20 protein-coding genes are annotated in these 24,618 nt (G+C 57.9%); 2 read left to right on the forward strand and 18 right to left on the reverse strand.

Annotated elements, in window-relative coordinates:
• The first annotated feature begins 3 nt into the window (after positions 1–3).
• Both recG and AB4P97_RS22975 read left to right on the forward strand, forming a co-directional pair.
• Complete coding sequence (gene recG, locus AB4P97_RS22970) at positions 4–2,079, forward strand: ATP-dependent DNA helicase RecG (protein WP_042561766.1); 2,076 nt, start codon at positions 4–6, stop codon at positions 2,077–2,079.
• 79 nt (positions 2,080–2,158) lie between these two features.
• Positions 2,159–3,559, forward strand: a complete 1,401-nt coding sequence (locus AB4P97_RS22975) for an aminoacyl-tRNA deacylase and HDOD domain-containing protein (protein WP_042561767.1) — start codon at positions 2,159–2,161, stop codon at positions 3,557–3,559.
• A 90-nt stretch (positions 3,560–3,649) separates the two neighbouring features.
• Here AB4P97_RS22975 and AB4P97_RS22980 read toward each other — a convergent pair whose 3' ends face one another.
• The 18 genes from AB4P97_RS22980 to tssM form a co-directional block, all read right to left on the reverse strand.
• Positions 3,650–4,033: an SCP2 sterol-binding domain-containing protein gene (locus AB4P97_RS22980; RefSeq protein ID WP_042561768.1), complete on the reverse strand. Its 384-nt coding sequence runs from the start codon at positions 4,031–4,033 to the stop codon at positions 3,650–3,652.
• 203 nt (positions 4,034–4,236) lie between these two features.
• Positions 4,237–5,235 (reverse strand): hypothetical protein, encoded by a 999-nt coding sequence (locus tag AB4P97_RS22985; RefSeq protein WP_235378436.1) that lies wholly within the window; start codon positions 5,233–5,235, stop codon positions 4,237–4,239.
• Positions 5,236–5,255: 20 nt separating this feature from the next.
• Positions 5,256–6,017, reverse strand: a complete 762-nt coding sequence (locus tag AB4P97_RS22990; RefSeq protein WP_042561769.1) for a lysozyme inhibitor LprI family protein — start codon at positions 6,015–6,017, stop codon at positions 5,256–5,258.
• Positions 6,014–6,859: a type IV pilus biogenesis/stability protein PilW gene (locus AB4P97_RS22995; protein ID WP_395602964.1), complete on the reverse strand. Its 846-nt coding sequence runs from the start codon at positions 6,857–6,859 to the stop codon at positions 6,014–6,016. Before AB4P97_RS22995 ends, AB4P97_RS22990 begins: the two co-directional genes overlap by 4 nt.
• A complete protein-coding gene (locus AB4P97_RS23000; protein ID WP_042561771.1) occupies positions 6,846–7,394 on the reverse strand; it encodes a hypothetical protein in 549 nt (182 codons plus the stop codon). The genes AB4P97_RS22995 and AB4P97_RS23000 overlap by 14 nt, the downstream gene beginning before the upstream one ends.
• Positions 7,395–7,413: 19 nt before the next feature.
• On the reverse strand, positions 7,414–7,785 hold the full coding sequence (locus tag AB4P97_RS23005; RefSeq protein WP_042561772.1) for a hypothetical protein: 372 nt from the start codon (positions 7,783–7,785) through the stop codon (positions 7,414–7,416).
• A gap of 10 nt (positions 7,786–7,795) precedes the next feature.
• On the reverse strand, positions 7,796–8,296 hold the full coding sequence (locus AB4P97_RS23010; protein ID WP_395601664.1) for a hypothetical protein: 501 nt from the start codon (positions 8,294–8,296) through the stop codon (positions 7,796–7,798).
• 44 nt (positions 8,297–8,340) lie between these two features.
• Positions 8,341–10,791, reverse strand: a complete 2,451-nt coding sequence (locus AB4P97_RS23015; protein ID WP_395601665.1) for an alpha/beta hydrolase — start codon at positions 10,789–10,791, stop codon at positions 8,341–8,343.
• Positions 10,792–10,800: 9 nt separating this feature from the next.
• The gene (locus tag AB4P97_RS23020) at positions 10,801–12,195 is read right to left on the reverse strand and encodes a TIGR01777 family oxidoreductase (RefSeq protein ID WP_395601666.1); all 1,395 of its coding nucleotides are present in this window, start codon (positions 12,193–12,195) and stop codon (positions 10,801–10,803) included.
• Between the two features lie 98 nt (positions 12,196–12,293).
• Positions 12,294–12,731 carry an XAC2610-related protein gene (locus tag AB4P97_RS23025; RefSeq protein WP_309473235.1) on the reverse strand — a complete coding sequence of 146 codons (438 nt, stop codon included), beginning with the start codon at positions 12,729–12,731 and terminating at the stop codon, positions 12,294–12,296.
• Between the two features lie 5 nt (positions 12,732–12,736).
• A complete protein-coding gene (locus tag AB4P97_RS23030) occupies positions 12,737–13,168 on the reverse strand; it encodes a hypothetical protein (protein WP_042561777.1) in 432 nt (143 codons plus the stop codon).
• Positions 13,169–13,292: 124 nt separating this feature from the next.
• Entirely contained in the window at positions 13,293–13,898 is a 606-nt protein-coding gene (locus AB4P97_RS23035) for a hypothetical protein (RefSeq protein WP_042561778.1), read from the reverse strand.
• 134 nt (positions 13,899–14,032) lie between these two features.
• Positions 14,033–14,776 carry a hypothetical protein gene (locus AB4P97_RS23040; protein WP_147282607.1) on the reverse strand — a complete coding sequence of 248 codons (744 nt, stop codon included), beginning with the start codon at positions 14,774–14,776 and terminating at the stop codon, positions 14,033–14,035.
• Complete coding sequence (locus AB4P97_RS23045; protein ID WP_042561780.1) at positions 14,776–17,247, reverse strand: M23 family metallopeptidase; 2,472 nt, start codon at positions 17,245–17,247, stop codon at positions 14,776–14,778. The genes AB4P97_RS23040 and AB4P97_RS23045 overlap by 1 nt, the downstream gene beginning before the upstream one ends.
• A 40-nt stretch (positions 17,248–17,287) precedes the next feature.
• Positions 17,288–19,324 carry a type VI secretion system tip protein VgrG gene (locus AB4P97_RS23050; RefSeq protein WP_395601667.1) on the reverse strand — a complete coding sequence of 679 codons (2,037 nt, stop codon included), beginning with the start codon at positions 19,322–19,324 and terminating at the stop codon, positions 17,288–17,290.
• A gap of 28 nt (positions 19,325–19,352) precedes the next feature.
• Positions 19,353–20,354, reverse strand: coding sequence for a serine/threonine-protein kinase (locus AB4P97_RS23055; RefSeq protein ID WP_395601668.1), 1,002 nt, complete (start codon positions 20,352–20,354; stop codon positions 19,353–19,355).
• Positions 20,351–21,079 carry a PP2C family serine/threonine-protein phosphatase gene (locus tag AB4P97_RS23060; protein ID WP_042561783.1) on the reverse strand — a complete coding sequence of 243 codons (729 nt, stop codon included), beginning with the start codon at positions 21,077–21,079 and terminating at the stop codon, positions 20,351–20,353. Before AB4P97_RS23060 ends, AB4P97_RS23055 begins: the two co-directional genes overlap by 4 nt.
• Positions 21,079–24,618 (reverse strand): type VI secretion system membrane subunit TssM, encoded by a 3,540-nt coding sequence (gene tssM / locus AB4P97_RS23065; protein ID WP_042561784.1) that lies wholly within the window; start codon positions 24,616–24,618, stop codon positions 21,079–21,081. Before tssM ends, AB4P97_RS23060 begins: the two co-directional genes overlap by 1 nt.

Here is a 24,618-nt window from a genome sequence, read left to right on the forward strand (position 1 = left end):
GTCATGACAGAGCTGTCGCAAGTGTCGGTGACGGCACTCAAGGGTGTCGGCGAAGCCATGGCCGAGAAATTGGCCAAGGTCGGTCTGGAGAATCTCCAGGACGTGCTGTTCCACCTGCCACTGCGCTATCAGGATCGCACCCGCGTGGTGCCGATCGGCCACTTGCGACCGGGACAGGATGCCGTGGTCGAAGGCACTGTCAGCGGCGCCGACGTGGTCATGGGCCGTCGCCGCAGCCTCGTCGTGCGCTTGCAGGACGGCACGGGCGGCCTGAGCTTGCGCTTCTACCATTTCAGCAACGCGCAGAAAGAAGGCCTCAAGCGCGGCACGCGCATTCGCTGCTACGGCGAAGCCCGGCCCGGTGCGTCGGGACTGGAGATCTACCACCCGGAATACCGCGCCATCACGGGCGACGAGCCGCCGCCGGTGGATGAAACCCTCACCCCGGTCTATCCGCTGACCGAAGGCCTGACCCAAGCGCGCCTGCGTCAACTGTGCATGCAGACCTTGACCCTGCTCGGCCCGACCAGCCTGCCCGACTGGCTGCCGACCGAACTGGCCCGCGACTATCAACTCGCGCCACTGGCCGATGCGATCCGCTACCTGCACAACCCGCCCGCCGATGCCGACGTCGACGAACTCGCCCTCGGTCATCACTGGGCCCAGCATCGCCTCGCCTTCGAAGAACTGCTGACGCATCAACTGTCGCAGCAACGTCTGCGCGAAAGCATGCGTTCCCTGCGCGCGCCAGCCATGCCGAAAGCGGAAAAACTGCCGCCCAAATACCTGGCCAACCTCGGCTTCGCCCCGACCGGCGCCCAGCAGCGGGTCGGGAACGAAATCGCCTACGACCTCAGTCAGCACGAACCGATGCTGCGGCTGATTCAGGGTGACGTTGGCGCGGGTAAAACCGTGGTCGCCGCCCTCGCCGCGCTGCAAGCGCTGGAGGCCGGGTACCAAGTCGCGTTGATGGCGCCGACCGAAATCCTCGCGGAACAACACTTCATCACCTTCAAGCGCTGGCTCGAACCGCTGGGCATTGAAGTCGCGTGGCTGGCCGGCAAGCTCAAAGGCAAAAATCGCGTCGCCGCGCTGGAACAAATCGCCACCGGCACGCCGATGGTGGTGGGCACGCATGCACTGTTTCAGGAAGAAGTGAAGTTCAAAAACCTCGCGCTGGTGATCATCGACGAGCAACACCGCTTCGGCGTGCAGCAACGTCTGGCGTTGCGGCAGAAAGGCGTCGGCGGGCGCATGTGTCCGCATCAACTGATCATGACCGCCACACCGATTCCGCGCACGTTGGCGATGAGCGCCTACGCCGACCTCGACACCTCGATCCTCGACGAATTACCGCCCGGGCGAACCCCGGTCAACACCGTGCTGGTCACTGACACTCGCCGCGTCGAGGTCATCGAACGGGTGCGTGGCGCCTGCGCCGAAGGGCGTCAGGCCTACTGGGTGTGCACGCTGATTGAAGAATCCGAAGAGCTGACCTGTCAGGCCGCCGAAACCACCTTCGAAGACCTCACTGCCGCTCTTGGCGAACTGAAAGTCGGGCTGATCCACGGCCGCATGAAACCCGTCGAGAAAGCCGCGGTGATGGCCGAATTCAAGGCCGGCAACCTGCAATTGCTGGTCGCAACCACGGTGATCGAAGTCGGCGTCGACGTCCCTAACGCCAGCCTGATGATCATCGAAAACCCGGAGCGCCTGGGCCTGGCGCAACTGCACCAATTGCGCGGCCGCGTTGGCCGAGGCAGTGCGGCCAGCCATTGCGTGCTGCTCTACCATCCGCCGCTGTCGCAGATCGGCCGCCAGCGTCTGGGCATCATGCGCGAGACCAACGACGGTTTCGTCATCGCCGAAAAAGACCTCGAACTGCGCGGCCCCGGCGAAATGCTCGGCACCCGTCAGACCGGTCTGCTGCAATTCAAAGTCGCCGACCTGATGCGCGATGCCGACTTGCTGCCCGCCGTGCGCGACGCCGCCCAAGCCTTGCTGGAACGCTGGCCGACCCACGTCAGCCCCTTACTCGACCGATGGCTGCGCCACGGGCAGCAATATGGCCAAGTGTGAGCACCGTCGCAGTTTCTGACAGCCTGCTCTTACAGAGCTGGTTATACTCCAGCACTTGTTTCAAAAACGGATCCAGACCATGACCGAAGCTGCTCTCGCCACCGAATCCCCGCACGCTCCGTCTGTTATTCGGCTGCTGCTGGACAAGCTCGGGATCGCCTACGAAGAAGTGCTCGACCACCACGGCCTGAATGCATCGCGCAAGGTCCAGGCCGTGTTGCTGGACGACGCTGTCGGCGCGCTGATGGTGCTATTTCCACAGAGCCAACTGCTCGATCTCAATCGCCTCGCCGAACTGACGGGCCGTCGTCTGACCGCCGTGTCGACTGAGCGCCTGCAAAAAATGCTCGGCAAACACAGCCTGAGCCTGTTGCCAGGGCTGCCGGCGCTGACCAGTTCGCCATGCCTTTACGAAGAAAGCCTGCTGCGCGAGCCGAAGTTGCTGATCAACTCCGGCGAACCGGGCGTGCTGCTGGAAATCACCAGCGAACACTTCAAGACCATGCTCACCAAGGCCAGCGCCGCCAACTTCGGCGAGAACCTGACCAGCATTCGTCCGAACCTCGACCGCCCGGATGACGACCGCAAGGAAATCACTCAGGCTGTGCAGGCGTTCACCGCACGACGCATCCAGCAGCGACTGGAAGCAACCATCGAAATTCCGCCGCTGGCCGAAACCGCACAGAAGATCATCAAGCTGCGCGTCGACCCGAATGCCACCATCGACGACATCACCGGCGTGGTCGAAACCGACCCTGCGCTGGCCGCGCAAGTGGTGAGCTGGGCGGCGTCGCCGTACTACGCCTCGCCGGGCAAAATTCGTTCGGTGGAAGACGCGATCGTCCGCGTGCTCGGTTTCGATCTGGTGATCAACCTCGCGCTGGGCCTGGCCCTCGGCAAGACATTGAGCCTGCCGAAAGACCACCCACAACAAACCACGCCGTACTGGCAGCAGTCGATCTACACCGCTGCCGTCATCGAAGGCCTGACCCGCGCCATGCCGCGCGCCCAGCGCCCGGAAGCCGGCCTGACTTACCTCGCCGGTCTGCTGCACAACTTCGGCTACCTGCTACTGGCCCACGTATTCCCGCCGCACTTCTCGCTGATCTGCCGCCACCTTGAGGTCAACCCGCACCTGTGCCACAGCTACATCGAGCAACACCTGCTGGGCATCAGTCGCGAACAGATCGGCTCGTGGCTGATGCGCTACTGGGACATGCCGGACGAACTGGCCACCGCCCTGCGCTTCCAGCACGACCCAAGCTACGACGGCTCCTACGCCGAATACCCGAACCTCGTGTGTTTGGCCGTACGCCTGCTGCGTAGCCGTGGCATCGGCTCCGGCCCGGATGAAGACATCCCCGACGCCCTGCTAGAACGCGTCGGCCTGACCCGCGAAAAAGCCAACGACGTCGTCAGCAAAGTGCTTGAGGCTGAAGTCCTGTTGCGCGAACTCGCTTCGCAGTTCAGCCAGGCCTAAACGCAAACAGGCCCGCTCCCTCAGGATTACCAAAATCCCTGTGGGAGCGAGCCTGCTCGCGATGAATTCACCTCGGTCCAACTGCCCGCATCAAGCCTTAGGCTTGGCCTTCCTCGGCTTCAAATACTTCATCAACCCCTGAAACCACATCACCAGCGCCGGATTGCCCTTGATCTGGATCGACTTGTCCTGAATCCCCTGCATAAACGCCAACTGCTTGTTCTTCGCCTGCATCGTGGCAAAACCATACGCCGCATCTTTAAAGGCAATCGCAAACGCCGGCTCTGCCACTGCGCCAGACTTGCTGGTAATCCGCTGATTCTTCACCACAAAATGCCGCGCCACCTTCCCGTCCAGCGTCTGCATCTGAAACACCAGATCCTTGTCCCCCAACTGCTGCTGGAACGCAGGATTTGTCCGACTGGCCTTACCCATCAACAAACCCAGCATCCACAGAAGAAAACGAAATTTCATGCGCACAGCCTCAAAAGAAAAATGAACGGCCGGGGCAGTGTAAGGGATTCGGACGATAACGCCACTATTGGCAAACGTTGGAAGAGGATGCTGTTATTTTCCTGCACGATGACTACCAAGTCACACCTCTCCTACACGTACCTACACATATTGAAATCATGCTTGAACGAGCCAACGCGGCCTCGCCAGCGCATGCCGCCAATCTAAAGTGAATAATCCATCACTTCTTCCAACCGCCAGCATTGCCCACGGACAAACCGATACTCGAAGACGTAGTCGGTATCCGGTTTTTGCAGGATGGCGACGGCGCGATCTCCCCGTTCTTCCTTGACGGTCAATGTCAGGCCTTGGACTTCTCGCTTGGCCTGATCCAGGATAATTGGAAACTTGAGTTCATTGCCGCTGAGGCTGCGCTTTTCCATCTCAGGCTCGGGATCGCCGGCCACGGTCGTGACCATTTTAAGCGGTTGTTGGACGAAGGATTTCTGCACGTTGACGCGTTCGGCGAAGGCTGTGAGGAACGCTGAAAAGTGAGTCGAGGGGCAAGCAAAATTTGCCGTATCACCTTCGGTTTTGCGTGGTTCCTGAAGGTTGCTCTGATCCAGCTTTGAACCCGTAATGGTCTTTGCATCCAATTCTGCCAAGCGCTTCCTAATGCTCGCCGCATCCTTGTAAGCACACTCGACTTCTACGTCATCCTCAAGATTTAAGCCGTCGCGGCAGTTCTGGAATTCGGGTTCTGGCGGGTCACCTCGGAAGAACTGCAAAGACAATTGATCACCGTCCTTGAAGAGCGGCAGTTCCAGCACCGAGTAGGAATCACCTTCGAAATGACTGTGCGAGATTTTGTTCTTTGTCAGAACAAACATGGACTTTCCGGCGCGCTCGGGGGATTTGCGCTCGAAGAAGAACACCGAGGCTATCTGCTCGCCTTCCACCTTCCACACATAATTCAGCGTGGGTTTGGCTGCGTTCAAAGCTGAATAGAAGATCTCGGCGGCGGGAACGTGAACCCCGGCCGCTTGTTCTTTCAGGTTGTTCTTCAGAAAGAACACCGTGATCTTTTGTCCGCCCAAAGAAGCCACTACCGGCGGATGCAACTCACCGATGGTTTGGGGATCGCCGGCCAATGCCGATTGAGCCGACAAACCGGCCATGAGTCCAAGGGCACGAACCAAACCTGAAAACCTGTCCAATTCCATTTTCCTTCCGTGGTTCATAGTCATGTCGACTTAGGTGCGCCGCATTTCAACTCTTTGATTTGCGCGTTCTGAATCGGAATTACACAGGCGCGACGTTTCTCTCCTGGCCCACGAAGTTCCGTCAGGCTGAGCGTTAGATGTAACCCATCCTCGGCAAACGCGTGCCCCTCGAAACCAGCGTCGGCATAGTCCTTCCAGAATGCCTTGCCGTCGAAACTGCAAAACTGCCTGGACGACAGCACTCTCCAGTTTCCGTCAGGTGCGAGGATCTGAATGGTCAGGCATGAGCTGCCGAGCGTGGAGACATAGCGCGCGACGACGTCTTTGTAACGCTGCGTGCCTGATCTGGAGACTTTGTTCATATCAACGACGTCACCTGGACCGTCCGCCACAATCCCGTCCAGATAAGCCGCACGTTCCAAGCTCATTCTGGCGATACAGCTATTGATTGATGTGGAATGCATCACTGCATCAGGGTCGATTTCCGTAGCTTCGAGCGGGCAAGTGGTATCGCGCAACTTGATCCACGCACGCTGTGATTCTCTGGCAATAGCCATGAAAGCCTTGCCCTGATCGGGATCGCGTTTTTGCTGAGATTCGAACCTTGCCATCAGTTTTTTGTAGCTGGCATTGAGTTTTGCGTCGGCGGCCTTGCGGTCGGCCTCAATGCATTGATCGACTTGCCAACTCACAGTGATGATTTTGCAATCGTCCTCGGCGTGCGCAATCGACGCGCACAGTATCCAAAGGGGCAAAGCGATGAAGCGGACAATCCTGTTCAATTTTTCATTCCCTGATATGCCGTTCGTTCAGCGACTCGTTGCGGAATTTTCTGTGCCTTGCCAGCGGCAATCATCGCTTCGTCGTACCCGCGGTAATAGCGCTGCGCTTCGTCTTTCTTGTTCAGTCGCCACAATGAATCCGCCATGTTCAACATCAACACCGTGCGCTTGCCGACCGCCTCAACGCCGCGATAAAACTTCAGCGCCAGTTCATCTTTACCGCCCTCGGCGAGGTAAAAACCCAGGTCGTTGTAGGCCTGAACGTTTTGCGCCGGGGGATGACACACCATGTAGGACTCTGGACTTAAAAAACTCATGCTCCACTCGAGAGATTCGGCGCGGGGCCGCGCCGCCTCGATGCTCAAGGCATGTTTCAGCAATTCGTTGGGAGGCCTAGTTTCCAAGGCAGGCTTGAGCACCCCGCCCTCTTCGGAAACCCACTGATTCCCCACCCATTTACCCTCACAAAACCTTTCGTAACTCTCGGCCAACACGCAACCGGTTTCCATCGAGATCACAGCGCAATGCCCCTGTGATGTCGGTATTTCCTCACCGTTCTCACCTATGACTACGCCGTACTCCACTGGGGTCGCCAGCAAGATTTTCTTGTCGGGACTAAGCCATTCGGGATAGGCCTGAGTACCAATACCGGCATGGAAGAGCGGAAACGTCTTTCCATTCGCCGAGAACCAGGCAGTGGCAGACTCCACCACAGGTGACGTCCACTTTTTTGCCTGTAACGTCACGGTGTGCCCGTCGATACCGACGATTGGCGGCTCTTCGGCAAAGGCGCTGGCGGCAACCAAGCTGCCGAACATCAACACCCACTTAAGGCTGGCCATATTCAATCCTTTTCACCGCCGGGCTGTCCGCTTGCAGCTGCCTTTTGGTAACGCCATAGGCCCCCATCAGCGCTTCCCGGGAACCCTTCGAACCAAACGAACGCTGGGTATTATCGAAGCTATATTGCTCCAACCGCCCGGCCGTCGAGTAATAGCCGCGCCACTCCGGACAGGCACCGCAACCGCCATAACCACCGATTGAAACAAGGCTACCCTTGGTGCCCGCCACGCAATCCATCGCCATCACCACGTTGCTCAGCATCTTCGTCTTCACCCCGTCCGAGGTGAGTTGCGAAACCTTGCCGATATCACGCCGAAGCACTTTGCCGCCGATGTTGATGGTCTGGTCGGAGCAGACCGGGATGAGGTGGGTTTCTGCGTCATCCACCGTCACCGAACGGCAGGACGACACCAACACCACTTCAACCCCGCCACACTGCATCACGTCGCGCTGGGTATAAGCATCTGCCGGCGCAGCGAACGCCGGCGCAGAGAGCAGCAACGACAGGCTGCCCGCGAGATAGAACTGATTCATCGGGAATTCCCTTTCGCCGTTATCCGGCCTGTTTTTCCGTCAAACAATTTGCGTAGCCATCGGCGAACCTGGCGTCGAAAGACAATTCCACCGGCTCGTCCAGTTCCGCCGAGGTATTGAGCAACACGCGCGTTGCCGGGGTGTATTTGATCCAGCCAATGGTGCCGGTGCCGTCGGTGTCAAAGAACAACTGCGCTCGAACGGTTTCACCGTCATCGTCGTCGATAAGCAGATTGACCTTGTCCTTGCCGACGTACTGAAACGGGAAGTCGCTGCTCCTGACCATTTCGGTGAGGTAGCCATAGCAACTCCCTTCACTGGCAATCGCCGGCATGGCGTAAGGCAAAAGCAGAAGCACACTCAGCACGGGCCGAATGAAAAAACGGTTCATCCCATCATCCTTAATCAAGCGGCGGCGATTCCGCGTCGGTCATGCTCAGCAGCCGGAATTCGTTGTTCACAAACTCGTAGTAGCGATCCCGGTTGACGCTTTCCAGCGAATTCCCCTGGGCATCTTCTTCACCGTCGAGGGTGATGCCGGAAATAAGGATCAAGCGGCTGTCAGGTTGGTAGAGCATGGCGAACGTGCTGCCGTCGTAGGCATTCGGCAGGCCGCCAGCGACTTCTCCGGTTTGTGCATCAAGGACTTCGGCGCAGATGGCACCGCCGCCACAACCCAACGGATTGAGGATGTAATGGCCCGCGAAGTTGACCTTGCCTTTCAAGGCCTTCGCGCGTGCCTGATCCATCACCGGATTGCTGTTTTCCTGTGGCACCAGTGCATGGTGGGGGCCGCTGAAAATTGGCGCGACGGGATAATCCTTGAAGTCGGGGTCGGCGGCGAATGCTATTGAAGCGGTGGCCAACAACAGGCTGCCGACAAGAACCGAAAATCCTTTCACGCTGTCACTCCGTAACTGAAGGCTTACTGGCAAAGGTGATGGTTTCACTTCATATCCTTCGAATTGATCAATTCCAACTCACCATCCCGATACACCACCTCACACCCCACCCACGCCGGATCAACCTGTGGCATCACCGCCGACGGCTTGCGCAATTCACGCAACAACGTCGAGCCATGCGACAAGCGTCCGCCCATCCGCGCAATAACCGCCCGCGCGGTTTGATAGTGCGCATGTCGCCCGGGATCGAGCGTGTCCTCCAGCAAAATGTCCTTCCCGAGAACACCCCGCACCTGCCCCGGATAAATCATGAACCCGGTGGCCTGCTCCGATCCTTCACGACCGTCCTGCCAGAAGCTACCGTCGCGGCTGCGAATGTCGAGATGCGGCGCGAACCAGTGCTCGCGATCCGCCGGCGGCATCGCGTGATGCAGGCGGAAAAATATCCGCATCAGGTTATCGCGATACCACTCGCGCACTTGCAGGTAGTAGCCGCGCAGGCCCGGTAGTCCAGTGGAATGAGCGAGGCGGATCAGCCCTGACCATTGCGGGAATGGCTGGAGCGGCAATTCGCTCGCCGCTGGCCGAGGGGTGGCCGGATCGGTCTCCCAAGGCAAGCGGTGAGGACTGTTTTCAAGGTTGTCGTACGCGGTCGGCGGGCGGCCCAGCCAGTCGCCGCCACTGCTGGCCAGTGCCGTGGCGATGCACAGATTGCCTTGCACCACAAACACGTAAAACCGGGTGAACCAGTCCGCCAGTTGCTGGCCGTCGGCCTCTTGGGCGACGAGTTCGGCGAGCTCTTGATCGAAGCGCTGCAAGCCGCGTTCAAGCGTCAGCAGATGACCACGGGCGATGCGCTGCATGCGCAGGAACAGCGGCAACGAGCGCAGCATCTTCAGCGGCTGCCACGGCAGGTGCGGGGTCGCGCCGCCGACTTCACCGGCATAGTTGCTGGCGCTGATGCCCCAGTCGGCGAGTCGGGCGAGGAACAGGTCGTTGTTGATGTAGGACGCGCCGCCGAACACGGCAGTGAACGGCTCGTTGTCCTGCAACACTCGCGCATCCCACCGCGCCATGATCGCCGGAATACTCGCTGCCGCGCGGCGCTGGGCGTATTCCACCAACACGCTCGGTTGCGGCGGCAGGATCTCGGCGATGTTGGCGGCGGTCAGGTGCCGGCGCCAGCCGTAATCGCTGATTGGCCGGTATTGCAGCAGCCACAGTTGTGAGCCGTCCCAGGCCCATTCGACGTCGCCGGGCACGTAGTGGAACACCCGCAACACGTCTTGCAGAAATTGCCATAGCCGCTCTTCGGTCAAGCCGTGGGATGGCGTGAACGCGCCGCTGCGCCAGGCATCGCCAACCCGCGAAAGCGTTGCCCGCGAAGGGCTGACATGACCGTCGGCCAGCGATTCGAGATGGCCTTCAACCCATTCGAGCTCTACCGAGAGATGTCGCACGAACGCGATCCCGGACACTACCGGCGTGATGAAGCGTTGCACCACCACTTCCTCGACGCCTTCGGCAGTCAATTCGGCGATGCGTTTCGGCACATTGGCGGGCGGCTCGCGCAGGTAAGTCGTGCTCAACCCGGCATTCGCCGAGTCAGCCTGATCCTCGCCATAACTGGAGGAGCGCACCGCCCAGGTCACGTCGGATTGGGCGGCGAGAAACGCAGGCAGACGCGGATCAGCGCAATCGTTGAGCGTCAGTGCCGCCGGCACCGGTTGCCGCGCCAGCTCAGCCAGGCGCAAACGCCCGCCCTTGGTGTGCGCAACAAACCCGCGCTCGCCCGACTCCAGCCACTGCGCGAACTGCGCGGGCGCGTCGATCCACGGGTAATGCCCCCAACCGGGTTTGAGGCTGATGGTCAGATCAGCGCGGGCCAGAATCGCCGACCACGCCGCCGCTTGCTCGATGCCCAGCACGTTGTCCTGATCGCCCCAAACCAGCTCGACCGGATCGGTGATCCACTCCAGCAGCGGCAGCGCAGTATCGGCACGAATCAGATCCCAGTGCGGCACAAACGCACGACAGCGCGCATAGCCGGCGCCCATGCGTTGGTACTGCGCGGGAGTCCAGGTCTGGTTGGAAAACTTGCGCGCGAACAGCGTGGGTTTATTCGACAGCAACCAGTGAATGGTCTTGCGGATCGGCAGCGGCGACATCAGCGCCGGCAAGCGACGCTGCCACAAAAACGCCCCGACCGGCGCCAGCAAAACGCTGCGAGAAAAGTGCCCCGGCCGCCGTTGCAACGCATGCAGCACCAGCAAGGCATTGACCCCGACCGCCATGATCGCACTGCCCTGCTCCGTCATCGCCAGCAAGGTCTGCGCGTAGTCCGCCAGTTCCTCGCAGGGTGGCTGCGGATTGGCGCCGAAGCCCGGCAACTCCAGCGGCACCACGTCGTAGCGCTGAAAGTGCGGCAACGCATCGTCCCACCAATCGGCAGCGCTGCCGTTGCCGGCCAGCAGGTACATCAAGGGCTTGCTCATGAGCGATCCTCAGGTCAGATCGCGCAGAGCGGCGTCGAGAGTTGGGTAACGGAATTTGTAGCCAGCCTCGGTCAAACGCTGCGGCACCACGCGCTGACCGTCGAAGAACAACTGCGCCATCTCCCCCGCCAATGCACGCACTGGCGCGGCGGGAATGTGGAACCACACCGGACGCTTGAGGACCTTGCCGGCCTGCTCGGCGAATGCTGCCTGACTGATCGTTTCGGGCGCGACCATGTTGTAGGTGCCGACCAGACTTTCATCGTCGAAGGCACGGGCGATTACCTGAAGCACATCGTCGCGATGCACCCAGCTCATGATCTGCCGACCGTCGCCCATGCGCCCGCCGAAGCCCAATCGGAACGGCAAAAGCAGCGGCAACAACGCACCGCCGGGGCCGAACACCACGCCGAGGCGCAGCACCACCTGACGCACGCCAAACTCAGTGGCCGGTTGCGCGGCGGCCTCCCAACGCGAGCAGAGTTCGGCCATGAAACCGTCGCCCTTGCTGGCGTGTTCGTCGAGGCTTTCGCTGGCATCGCGCACACCGTAGAAGCCGATGGCTGAGGCTTGAATCCATAGCGCTGGTTTGTGCTTGGTGTTCTTCAGCCAGGTCATCAACGCTTCGGTAGTGCCGACTCGACTGGCGAGCAGTTGCGCCTGACGCTTGGCGGTCCAGCGTGGGCCGGCGACGGGCGCGCCGGCGAGATTGATCACTACGTCGAAGGATTCGTCGTGGCTGATTTCACTCATAGACCGAACACAACGCACGCGACCGTCGAACAGATTCGCCGCTTTCAACGGATCACACGCCAGCACACTCACGGTGTGGCCGGCGTCGAGTAATTGATTGACCACCGCCTCGCCAATAAACCCGGTTCCGCCGGTGATCAGCACTCGTTTGTAGGCGCTGCCGGTAAACGGGTTGGACTCGTTCGGTGCTTTTTCTGGACGGGATTTTTTGCGGTCATGGCGATACAGCCAGATTAGCGGCGGCAACAGCACCAGCAGCGCAAAACCGTCGAGCCACAGGTGCGACCAGACCTGTTGTTGCGCTGACAGCCACATGTCCTGCGGCGCCCATAACAGGATGCCGGCCATCAACCAGCCCCACACCATCGGCGCTTTCGAACGATTGCCGATGTGCACCAGCGCAAGCATGTACAGCGAATAACTTTGCAGCGTCGCGCCGAAGAGTGCGAGCCACCAGACCTGTTGTTCGTGGCCGGCGGCAGGAACCGCATCGGCGCCCCAGAATGCGAGCTCGAGGGTGTGCAAATAGCCGTCGAGTAATCCGGAATGACCGGCCCAGGTCAGCGTGAGACCGGCGAGCACATGCACGATCGCGGCGGCATACAGCCAAAGCACCATCGCGGGGCGAAGAGAGAATGAGGGGGCTGGCATTCCGTGTCCTGAGCGCGTTCCTTGAGGGCGGGGAGTTTAAAGGAAAATGGGGTTGTCAGATGCACAAGCGCTAAACGTTTACCGTGACGGGCTCAGGCTCAGCGCTTGTGAAAGCGCGTCACGCATGACTGCGGCCCGTTCATTCCCCAGTAAGTGCTGAGCAATACTTTGCGTTTCTTGTCGACACGGAGGTTGACGAAACCATCGCCACAATCCGGCTGCACCTCCTCGAAGTCAGCGGTTTTCGGCCGGTAGATGAAAATCCGGTGGATAGTGTAGGTGCCCATGCCGTCGTCGATCTGCCAGACCGAAAAATCTTTCATGCCATCGAAGTTGAAATCGTCGATAGCGACGTGCAGGGATTTTTCAGCGGAAAAGTCGATGGTTCGCGACTCGCGAGCATCAACTTGAACCGTCACTTTCGGCCCGCTCACTTCCAACATCACTTCAACGTTTTTAACAGGGCTGAACGATGTTGCCTCCGCCCCCGCCGACGCCGATTCCAACACCCCGAACAGCGTCAGACCCAAGCTCACTCGACTCATTGATCGCCCTGCTCCCACTTGCAACCACCGTCTAGAGAAACATCGACATTGGGGTCAAGTAGGAAACTGTATTCCTTGCCGTTGGACTTCTTGGTGTAAACCATCGAAACGCTCATCGCTGCCTGGGTGACCCACTCATAGGTTCCCGTGACCTTGCCGTCGACAATCTCGGACCAGGTACGGGTATTTTGCGTGGGTGCGTCCGGGGCAAGTATTTCTTCCTGATGATCCGTCAGTACGATGGAAATCGGCGTTTTCGACTTCGCGTATTTGACGAAACCACCCGACCAATTACTTTCGTGATCGTAGAAGGTTCTGAGTTCGAACTTGATCGAGTGGGCGTCATCGAAGCAGTAGTTTTCGGAGGTGACCTCGCTGTGGGCAGTCAGGGGAAGGAAAACCATGAGTAACGGGAGTAGCTTTCTCATCTTGAATCCGTTCAGAAGAAATGACGCGCCTTGGCACTAGTCAAAGCAACAGGAAGGAAAGGTAGTTATCGGCTTTCAACGGAAGCCGACCCTACCGCACACCGGCCGTCTTGGAGATCAGGCATTACTGCTTCATATCCGCGCATTCATTCATCGCCGCCAATACTTTCCGTTCGCCGTCGTTAAAAACACATACAGGACTACTGAAACTCCCCAGCATTTCTTGGCAAGCGCTGTCACTTCTATCCCTGTAAACACATTGCTTACCGGAAATAATCAGCTCTTTGCCATAGGTCACAACTACTTCACGACGCTCTATACGATAGATATTCTTGTAAATTGAATTACCAGACTGTTGAATATCCTCATAATTCCCATCTTCCAATTCAGTCGCTCCGGCAGGTATCGACCCGATGTATCTAGCTACACCGCCACTGTCGGGCGCAGCAAAAATGATGATCTGCGCGTTAAGACCCATATCATCACTTGTTGGATAAGAGAATATCAGGGAATTGCTCGCACCATCTAATGCCTCTCTATAGACATACTCTGCACGACATCCACGATCAGTGTTATCCAGAAAAATCTCCACTCCCTCAAAAGCGAGAATCAAACCGGCCGATGACCCGTGTTCATTATCGCCATCGTTGCATAGTAGTTTATGCTCTAGTGGAGCAGACCAAGCCGTACCGCAATACATGAACAACACAACAATAACGAATCGAATCAACCAAATTCACCTCTTAAAAGTGAAAGAAGCGGAATAGATCTATTTAAACGCCCTACCAAGACCAAAGCCACTGAGCGCAACAAATAAATCCACCCCCTTTAATTTCAATACCACAAATAAATCCGTCACCTTTTCTATTTCAGAAACTGTATAGACTCCAAAACAGATTTCATGCCATCAAAGGACTCTTCACTCAAACTCAAAGAGCGAGGTTGGTTTTCTGCCGCCCCCACCAAGATATTGTCTCCCTGCACTATGCAGAAACTAACTCTCGCAATATTTTTTCCTCCTCCCTCCTTAAACCCGAAAACAAATCCAGACCAACCAGCCCCTGACAGCTTCTGAAAAAAGTAACTGTCAGGACGACCGGCATTTTTGTTTGGCACCCAACCGTTGCCCGTAAGAGTTGCGGGGCATTTAAAACCATTGGTTTGTTTAACATCCTGTAGCTCCGGGCTATCCTCTTCTGAACCAACGCCACCGTTAGACTGAAAATCAAAATTCCCGATGCCGTCACACATCAACCCGAACCATTTTGACTTTAAATTATCATCTTTTTTAAAATTCCAATCATAACCCGCAGACATCTCGGCTTGTTCGAGATAGGGCCAATCTTTTTCTTTTGGAGGCGTCTCGGACTCCAGAAACACTACGTCTGGGGTATTAAACTTTACGTACTGGCTCGCTTTAAGATCAATAGAATAATTACAACTACCCTGATGTATTTCTACAACCGAAGCACCAGAAGCCAAAGTAGAGTAACCTGGTTCATTTCCTAATTTTAGAGCCGCACTACTTGAATTCCCCTCGGAGGAAGCCGCCGACATTGAAATCAAACATGCAGCAAGGGATAGATTAAACCTGGTCATTTTTTTCACTAATTAGGTCTCCGATAAACAAAATCTAATGGGGCGTCAGAAAACACCTCAGACGAGGTCGGATAGCTCAATGCGTCCATTAAAATCATCTGAGCGTTCGCAAAAGCGATAAACCTCGCCTGCACCCCCCAAATTGAACTGAAATTAGATGAAGGAGATCCGAGATTGACCGTTGCTGCAACATTTCCAAATGCAGAGCTTTCATAATAGTGCTTGATCTGTGCATTGGTAGTCAGTGTTTTTAGCACGCTGGCTGGGCTACCATAGTATCCATCTGCCTGTTTGGAGGCACCAGACCACGCCCAATAAGCACCTGCACTATTGGCAGCATCATATGAGCCTTTCACTGCATCACGCTTTGCAATTATGGCCTGCGGAATCCCGGTTGAAGCATCACTTAACGAATTTGTTGGGTCAGTCATCAACTTCTTCCCATTTACAATGGGCCGATTATTATTTGCCATTGTAGTATGAGTAGCTAGAGTTTGTTTCACCTGAGGGCTAACAGTTTCGCCCTTGAACTCCCAATATTTTATGTAATTACTTGCATGCGTCAATTGAAGAAAACCTCTACCATCCCAAGGTTTATACCAATAAGGGCTTGCCTCATGAAACTTCTGGTACCATTGGGTTTCTTGAGTGGCGTTTCCAAAAAAACAAGCCAATCGGACAGGAGTTACTACCAAAAACTTACGCAGTGCTTTATTCAAATCATTTCTGCGCGTTAACGCTTCCGTACTTGAGCCATCAAGAATTATTCCAGCATTCGGCAGACTGATCGATTCCCACTGCCATGTTGAAGCTTTTCGTAGCGAGTTCATTGGCAATAGCTGGACTAGTTCGTTTCGGCTTAACCAGCTGCACTTTCGAAACATCGCGATAAATTCTTTAGGGGGAAAGTGCCAGTGTTTACTTTCTACACCTTCAATAGCTGCATCTTCCCAAAACCCCAAAGCCACCTGATGCCTTTTTAACTTATCATAGTTCTCTTGAGGCATTGGACCGTTTTCTGCGACACTCTTTAGCCAATCGTAGCGTGTGTCAAAATCATTTTTACACCACTCACTTGGAAAAAAACATACCAAGCGCTTAATTCGAGACTGAGTATCAGCGGCTTCTAGTTTTTTCTTGCTAATCTCTCTCTCAGAGACATAACGCTCAGAGAGTTTCAGTTTCTCTTCTTCCGACAGAGAGGTATAGGTAGGAGATGTAGCTATACCTACAGCGTCGGTGTTATCCGAGACAACTTTCCCTACATCCAAAGCGAGCAACGCCCGAATGAATGGCGATTGGCAATGACTATCCTTATCCTTGTCGTCATTTATCAGCTGCCAACCTTGCCAGTGTGGAAAGTCAGCATCACTAAACTTTCCTACCGTGGGTGAGTTTAAGTTAACCCAAGCAGCGCTGCTTTCTCCGCCATTTTTTCCAGGAAATTTTATTTTCCGCCAGTGAGCAGCATCAACTGGCTGCAGCGGTTCCTCACCAATTACTCTGCCAAAGCGTAATAACTCAAAACCAGCGCTTGGTGATTGAGGATATAAGTCGCTGGCGGTTTTAAAAAGCGAATACTCGTACTCACTTTTTTCCTCGACAGTACCCAGCTCAAATCCTGAATGAGTAAAGCTCGTCAGCTTACATCCCCCTCTAGCGAAGCTCATCCTCACAAAAATGCCTTCTTGTAGCTCCATTGCCAAAGCCCATTCATAGCCATCTACTGTATTTGATGTTGCAGGAGCGGGAGTTGTAGATCCGGCCTCTTCGATAGGGGCTGGACCCGAGGGCATAGCAGGGCAACGGTAAATAATTTGAGAGTTGTTAACTGCAGACAAAGGAATGGAAGGCTGACTTTCATACCCATAAACCTCAGGAGGTATAAAGAAATAAATATCCCCCCAACAGCTATCTTTTCTCCCATCACTAGTTTTGAAGTTCAGATCTCTCTCTTTACGACCAACTATATTTTCGATCTTGCTATCGTCAGCAATTACTTCAAAGTGAATTCTGTCTTGTTTTCCGTAAATCTTACCTGCTTCACCAAGCACCTCTTTACGGTATATTTTTTTCCCTTTAGCGGGCGCGGCCAAGGTGATTTTAGATAAGTGCATATAAATCGAATAAAAGACTATTTTTCCTTTTTCTCCCTCGCCTATATCTGTTTCATGCTTGATGACAACACAGCCATCATCTGTCCATTGCTCACGATAACGAAGAGCATGGTCTGGGGCTGCTTCAGCCTCAGTAGTAGGTTGGCGGAAGTAAACTAGTGTTCCGTCGGAAATTGCACATGCTGGCAGAGCTTTTCCGTTTGCTTGCGGCGCGGTCAAATGAATGCCGCCATGCCAATTGAGATCAAAGCTCAGCGGATAACCACCATCACCGGGAATACCACCCACCATGGCACGCGCAAGATAAGCATCGTCGGTTTCACCCGCCACCGGAGCAGGAAGAAAGGGAGGGCTAATGATCATTCAAAAAATTCCTTGTTCATATTGACGCTAGTCCGTCCGTTCAAAGCGAGAAAGGGTAATCAACTGTCGGCTTAACCTTCTCAGGCGGCGCATTCAACAACGCCTGATCCATCAAACTCCCCGCCTTATCCTTATCCGCTGCCCCCGGCAGCACCGACGGCTTAATCCCGATCCCGGTGCCATTCCCCGGCGACCCACCGGCATTAATCTTCACCACCGGCCCAACCACCGTCACACCACCGCCATCGAGCTTGATAAAGCTCCCACCCCCAAGAATGGTCAGCTCCGTCCCAGCCTCAATAACGATCTTGTCCCCAGCCTTAAGGTGAATCTCTTTCCCCACACTGGTCAGCTGCGCAGTCCCCAGCTTCACATGCTGGTTCTGCCCCACCGTCAGGTGATCATCCAGCTTCGCTTCAATCTTGCGGTCGGAAATCGTGGTGCGATGTTCCTCGGCTTTCAGCTCGGTGTAGGTGTTCTTCACCACCGTATCGTGGCGTTCATTCCCGACCCGAATCTTCTGGTCGTGCTCAACGTTCTCATCCCAGTCGCGCTGCGCATGAATGTAGATCTGCTCCGCGCCTTTCTTGTCTTCGATGCGCAGTTCGTTATACCCACCACCACCCGGCGAGCTGAGTGTCTTGAACACGCTGCGCGTCTTGTTCGCCGGCAGTGCATACGGCACCGGGTTTTCCTTGTGGTACAGGCAGCCGGTGACGAGGGGTTGGTCGGGGTCGCCTTCGAGGAAGGTGACGAGGACTTCCATGCCGATGCGCGGGATGCTGATCGCGCCGTAGCGGTCGCCGGCCCAGGAGCTGGAGACGCGCATCCAGCAGCTGGTTTTGTCGTCGGCCTGGCCTTCGCGGTCCCAGTGGAATTGCACCTTGATGCGGCCGTATTGGTCGCAGTGGATTTCTTCGCCTTTGGGGCCCGTGACGTGGGCGGTCTGGCTGCCGAGGACGCGGGGTTTCGGGTGCTCGAGGGCCGGGCGGTAGAACACGTCCCACGGGGTGGCGAGGAAGGTGTTGCGGTAGCCCTGGTGGAAGTCGTCCTTGTTGTCGGTGGTGTCGCTGGTCACGCCTTCTTCGAGGACTTGCGGCTGTTTGCCTTCGTGGACGATTTCGGTGAGCAGCCACAGGTCGTTCCACTCGCTGCGCGGGTGGTCGGACAGTTCCATGAAGTGGCCGCTGACCAGTTTGGTCTGGTCGCCGCGACCTTCGGCCTGGCGGTAGTCCGCGCGGTGGCGTTCGAGGGCGCGCTGGCTGAGGAACTTGCCGCGCGCACGCTCGATGAAGCGGCCGGGGTAGTCGTAGTCTTCGAGGTCCGGCTCAGTGCTTTCACCCTCCGGTTTGTACGCCGCGTCCATTTGCAAGCGCGGCTTTTCGAAATCGTAATCGCGGCGGGTGACGCGGCTGGTGCGGGTTTCCAGGCGCAGCTTGAAGCCTTTGATCACCGGTTCGTCGGCGACCATGCCGCTGCCTTGCACGTAGGCGGTGGGCTGGCCGAGTTTCTGGAACACGGTCTGGTCGTCGCCGAACACCAGCAGGTGAGCTTTGTCGCTGTGCTGGAAGTGGTAGTGAATGCCTTCCTCTTCGCACAGGCGCTGGACGAAGTGCAGGTCGGTTTCGTCGTACTGCACGCAGTAGTCGCGATCCGGGCACGGCTGGCTCAGCTGGAAGCTGTAGGCGTTGCCCTTGATGCCGTGTTCTTCGAGGATCAGCGCGATGATTTTCGGCGCCGACATCTGCTGATAGATGCGCTGGTTGGTGCGGTGATGCAGGTATTGCAGTTGCGGCACCATCGACACTTTGTAGCGGGTCAGGCGCTTGCCGGCGTCGCCCTGGGCGACGCGGTAGATCTGACCGTGAATGCCTGATCCTTGCGGATCGAACGCCAGGAATGCCTGCTTGTGCAGAAGCTTTTCCAGGTCCAGATCGGGGTTTTCGCTGACCAGTTCGAGGTCGAAGCGATACGGCTGGCTGATGCCTTCGGTGCCGGTGAACGACAGCACTTGCAGGTCGCCGACATAGTCCTCAACCGTCAGGCTGAAGTGGGTCTCGTTAGCTGAGTTGAACATAAAGTGCTCCCTGTTCGAATGTCATCCGTTATGCCCGAAACCGCAGACGTTGCAGCCAGGATGAAGTGGCGCCCAAGGCGTCACGCAATTGTTGGGCAGTGATGGTGCGCTCTGCCGGATCGAAGCTCAGCGCGGTTCGCAGCGCCGACCAGCCGTGTTTCGGTAAGTTCGCCGGGGCTTGCAGCTCAAGCTCCAGATGCTCGTCGCGGGCCTGGGTCGAGGGCAAGCGGCGGAACGGGTGTTTGCCGCTCGCCAGTTCATAGATCACGCAGGCCAAGCCGTACACGTCCGCGCTGGCCGACAACGGTTGGCCCTCAAGCAGTTCGGGGGCGGCGTAGCCCGGGGTCCAGGCGTTGAAGCGCTCGCGGCTCAGGTGCGGCAGACCGGGCAAGGTGCCCTCTTCTGCCTGGCCCAAACCGAAGTCGAAGAGGCGCAGGCCGTCTTCGCTGAGCATGACGTTGCTCGGTTTCATGTCACCGTGCAGCACGCCGCGACGGTGGGCATAAGCCAGCGTGTCGAGCAGCGGCAGGACGATGTCGCGCAATTCTTTCCACGGCAGGCCCAGGGGCCGCTCGCAGAGCAGTTTGTCCAGGGTCAGGCCACGCATGTATTCCATGGTGATGAAGGCCCGCTGGCAGTCGGTGTCGACTTCAAAGGTGTGCGCACGCACGACGTTGTCGTGGCGCAGGCGTCGGGTCAGGGCGAACTCGCTGTAGAGCAAGGCACTGGCGTCCGGCGATTCGGCAAATTCTTCGCTGAGGATTTTCAGCGCAATGTAAGGGTCGGGATCGCCGAACTGTTCATGCAGCAGATCCCTTGCCCGGTAGACGGCGCCCATACCGCCCGCCCCGAGCAGACGCTCGAGGCGATAACGGCCCGCCAATACGTCCGGCAGTGCACCAATGCTGGCCTTGGTTGGCGCCAGCAAAGGCTCTGCATTATTGGGCTTGGCGAAGGCGAAGTAGGTCAGGTTGTTGGCCTGTTCTTCACTCATCAGCAAGTCATCGATTGGCGATTCGATTTTGGTCATTGGCGGATCACCACGGCAGTCAGGTTGTCGCGAGCGGAGCCCCGCAGGGCGCCATCGAACAAACGTTCCAGCGCCACATGCGGCGCGCTGAGGCTGAGGGCGGTGCCGAGGGCATCGCTGCTCAGGCCCTGATACAAACCATCGCTGCACAGCAAAAACGCATCGCCCGGATACACCTCGAGTTCCAGCACATCCAGGGTCAGCGTGTCGGCCGCGCCGACGGCTCGGGTCAGTGCCTGAGCCGCCGGGTGCGCCGCCGCTTGTTCGACGCTCATTTGCTGTTCGTCGATCAGTTGCTGTTGCAGCGAATGGTCTTTGGACAGCTGATACAGACGCTGCCCGCGCCACATGTAACAACGACTGTCGCCGGCCCAGATACAGGCCGCGCGATTACCTTCCACCAGCAGCGCCACGACGGTGCTGCCCATGATGCTGTCGTGACGGCCGGCAGTGACGGTCAACTCCTGCCCCAAACGCCGGTTCAACCAGTGCAGGCACTGGCGGATGGCTTTGAGGCGTTCGTCGAAGTCGTCGTGTTGCGGCAGTTCAGCCAGGCTGGCGACGATCAACTGGCTGGCGATGTCGCCACCCTGATGACCGCCCATGCCGTCCGCGACCACCCACAGCCCCTGCTGCGGAAGGTCGAGGAAGGCATCTTCGTTGCGCGCCCGCACCTTGCCCGGGTCGGTACGCGCCGCGCTGCGCCAGGGACTGGCCACCAGCATCAGAGCTGCACCGGCATACGGAAGGTGCGCAGCACGCCGAGGTCGAACGGGTTCGGCGAGCGTTGGCTGGTCAGCAGGTAGTTGGCGCGCAGGCCGCCAACGTCAGCTTTCAGTACCAGTACGTCGCGGCCGGTCAGGTACTCGGTCTGCATCAGGTCGAACAGACGGAACAGCGACCATGGGCCGGAGTTCTTCTCGATGCCGATCGGACGCCCGGCCATTTTGTCCATGACCAGGCTGGTGCGCCCGTCTTCAGCATCGGTCGGCCATTTGAACGACATTGGCAGGATCGGGCCGTGACGGTATTCCATGGTCTTGTCGCCGAACTTGAACTCGGAACGGCTGACTGCCGGATCGAGGGTGTAAGGCTCCAGTTTGAACTGCACGGTCGGTTCGGCCGGGTTGATCGAGAAGAAGCTCTGACGAATCGTCAGCGCTGCGGCCATCTGATCGAGGTAGACCTTGGACACCGGCAGGCTGTGGCCGTCGACGCTGCGCATCCGGTAGTTGCCCGGATCACCGCTGACGAACGGACGCATGTAGCTGTCGAAGAAGCGGTCGACGGTACCTTGCGCGCGGAAGAACTCGCGGAAGTCGCTGATCGCCACGTCGCTGGTGCTGCTGGCGCTGAACGGATAACGCTTGCTGATGGTTTTGCCATACACGCTGTACAGCTCGTTCTGATAACGGCCGTTCAGGTATTGGTAAGCATCGTTGAGCACCAGGCGCCACGAGTCTTCGGCCAGCACGTTGAACCACACGCTCAGCGGACGCGGCAGACGACCCGAGGCTGCACGCAGGTTGGTCAGCGCATCACGCTGGCCGCTCATGCGGGTTTTAGCCATTTCGAACGCGGCTTGTTCCGGCGTACTGGAACGGGCCAGACCGGACAATTGCAGTTGCAGATCGTTGAGTGCGCTGAGGGCCGGAGTCAGGTCAGCGGCCGGGCCGTTGTTGTCATCGAGCAAACGATGCAGCGGTTCAAAGCGACGTTGCAGGGATTTCTTGGCGGTGTCCGGCAGGTTTTTCGCGACGCTCAAGGCCGAAGCCTTGTCCGCTGCGGCGGCTGCCAGTTTGCCGACTTTACCCAGTTTGCCCTTCTGCCCGGCCAGCGCATCGGCGGCTTCGCCCGCTTCGTCGACCGGGTCTGCGGCGGCCTCGAAGCGCGTGTTTTCGCGCACTTCCGTCAGCAACGCGAGCACCGGCGAGTTGGCCGAAGTCAGGCCCGCCAGTTGCTCGGCGCCTTCACCGGCGTCGCTGATCGGTGGCAAGGCCACCTGGCCAACGGCCTCGCTCCAGTAGTTGGCATAGTCGCGGAAGTACAGTTGCTCCAGCTCGACCATCAGGCGACGCAAGTCCATGTCGCTGATGCCCGCGCCTTCACCCAGTACCCAGTTGTCACGCAGGATGTCGGTGACCAGCGCCGAACCCTGTACCGAGAAATACTGCTGATAACCGGTTTGCGTGTAGAAACCCGGAATCACGTACTCGGTGCCGATAAACAGCGAACCCTGTGGGCCGAGGTGTTGGCTGAAACGGTATTCCGGCAGGTTGCGCGCCTGCTCACGAAGCATGCGATAGACCACGGTAGCCAGCGATTCGCTGCGCAGAACCTGACGCGCCTGCGTCACCAACTGATCGTTCAGCGGGTAGATGAAAGGCTGCTTCAGCAGGCGTTCGAGGTGAACGTTCAGGCCGTTCTGCACCGCCGTGTTGCCGGTGTAGCGTTGCGACCAGTCACTCGCGATCCAGTCCTTGAGCCATGCGGCATCGCGGCGATCCTTCATGTTCAGCATCAGGTACGCGCGCAGGCTGTTGAGCAGCTTTTCGCGGTCCTTCATGTTGGCGCGGATCTGCCCTTCGAGCATCGTGGCAACCCGTGGCAGCAGTTGCGCTTCAAGCTCACGCTCGTACGCCGCTTTGACCGACGGATTGATGTCTTCGCCCTGATACAGACCGCCGCGCTCGTGGTACGACACGTCGCCCTTCTTCGGGAACACCTGAGTGGCGGCGTAGCTGGTGTCGAGGGTTTTCAGCACGCCCATCGCGTCATCACGCGGGGTCAGCGCCGAGCGCTGCTGAGTCCAGTTTTGCGCCAGTGTGCGCAGGTTTTCCAGACGCTCGTAGTTGGCCGAGAATCCGCCCGCCCAGAGCATGCCGAACAGTGCCAGCGCCGCCAGTGCGCCAACATACAGCGCACGTTGGCCCCAGTGGATGCGGCTGCGTTCACGTTTGTCCAGGCCAGCCAGATCGGCCTCCGGGAAAATCACCTGGCTAAGCAGGTGGTGGATGAAGCGCGAACGACCGCTGCGCAGCGTCGGCAGCACACCGGCATTCATGCCGAGGCTGGCGCCGATGCCGGCGGTGGTCGAATCCATTTCCTGGGTCAGGTGCGGTGCGCTGGTCAGGTAGAAACCACGCAGTTGTGTTGCACGCTGATAGCGGTTGCCGGTGAACGCCATGTCGACGAACAGGCACAGACGCTCGCCGATCTGCCCCAGTTGATGCGGGAAGTCGAGGATGCGGCCACGGCGCTGGGTATCGCGCTCGGAGTGCATGCGCATGATCACCTGGCTGTTGAGGCGACGCAGCAGTTCTTCGAACTCGTTGCGCAGCACAGCCACGTCGGTGCCGACCTGTTCCTTGCGGAAACTGGTGCCCAGCACCTGATCGCTTTCTTCGCGGGTCAGTTGATCGAAGAACTCGTCGAAACCGAGCAGCTTGTCAGCCTTGCTCAGGACCAGATACACCGGCACATCGACGTGCAGCTTCTGATGAATGTCCTGCAGACGACCGCGCACCTGGCGCGCCAGGGTGTCGATGTCCTGCTCGCTGCCACCGGTGAGGGTTTCCACCGGAATGGTCACCAGCACGCCGTTCAACGGACGGCCGCGACGACGCTTGCGCAGCAACTCGAGCAAGGTGCGCCAGGCACTGCCGTCGACTTCTGCGTCCGGTTGGGTGGTGTAGCGCCCGGCGGTGTCGATCAGCACACCGTGATCGGCGAAGTACCAGTCGCAATGACGGGTGCCGAGGGTGTCGCGGGTCAACTTGCGGTCGATCTTGTTGATCGGGAATTCCAGACCGGAAAAGTCCAGCAGGCTGGTTTTGCCAGAGGCTTGCGGACCGATCAGCAAGTACCACGGCAAGTCACTGCGCCAGCGCTCGCTGCGACCACGATACAGGCTCGACGTCTTCAGGGTTTTCAGCGCGTCTTTGAAGCGCGCCTTCAACTCTTTCTGCTCGTCGTCGATCTGCTCTTCACGGCGGATACGATCCTGGCCGTCTTCGCTTTCTTCGACGGCTTTCTTGCGGATACCGGCGCGCCAGCTGACGAAGACCATGGTCAGGCCCCAGATCAGGAACAAGACGCTGATGGTCAGCAGACGCGAGGTCGCGCTTTCCCAGAACTTGTAATCATCAACCGCCAACAACGGGCCGACGAACCACACCAGCAGTGCCACGAACAGCACCAGCAGCAGGGTCCAGACCCAGGTCTGGCGCAGGAAGGCGCCGACTTTCTTGAAAAACTTTTTCAT

Origin of the sequence: Pseudomonas sp. A1230 (assembly GCF_044218825.1) — a bacterium.
GTDB lineage: Bacteria > Pseudomonadota > Gammaproteobacteria > Pseudomonadales > Pseudomonadaceae > Aquipseudomonas > Aquipseudomonas iridis.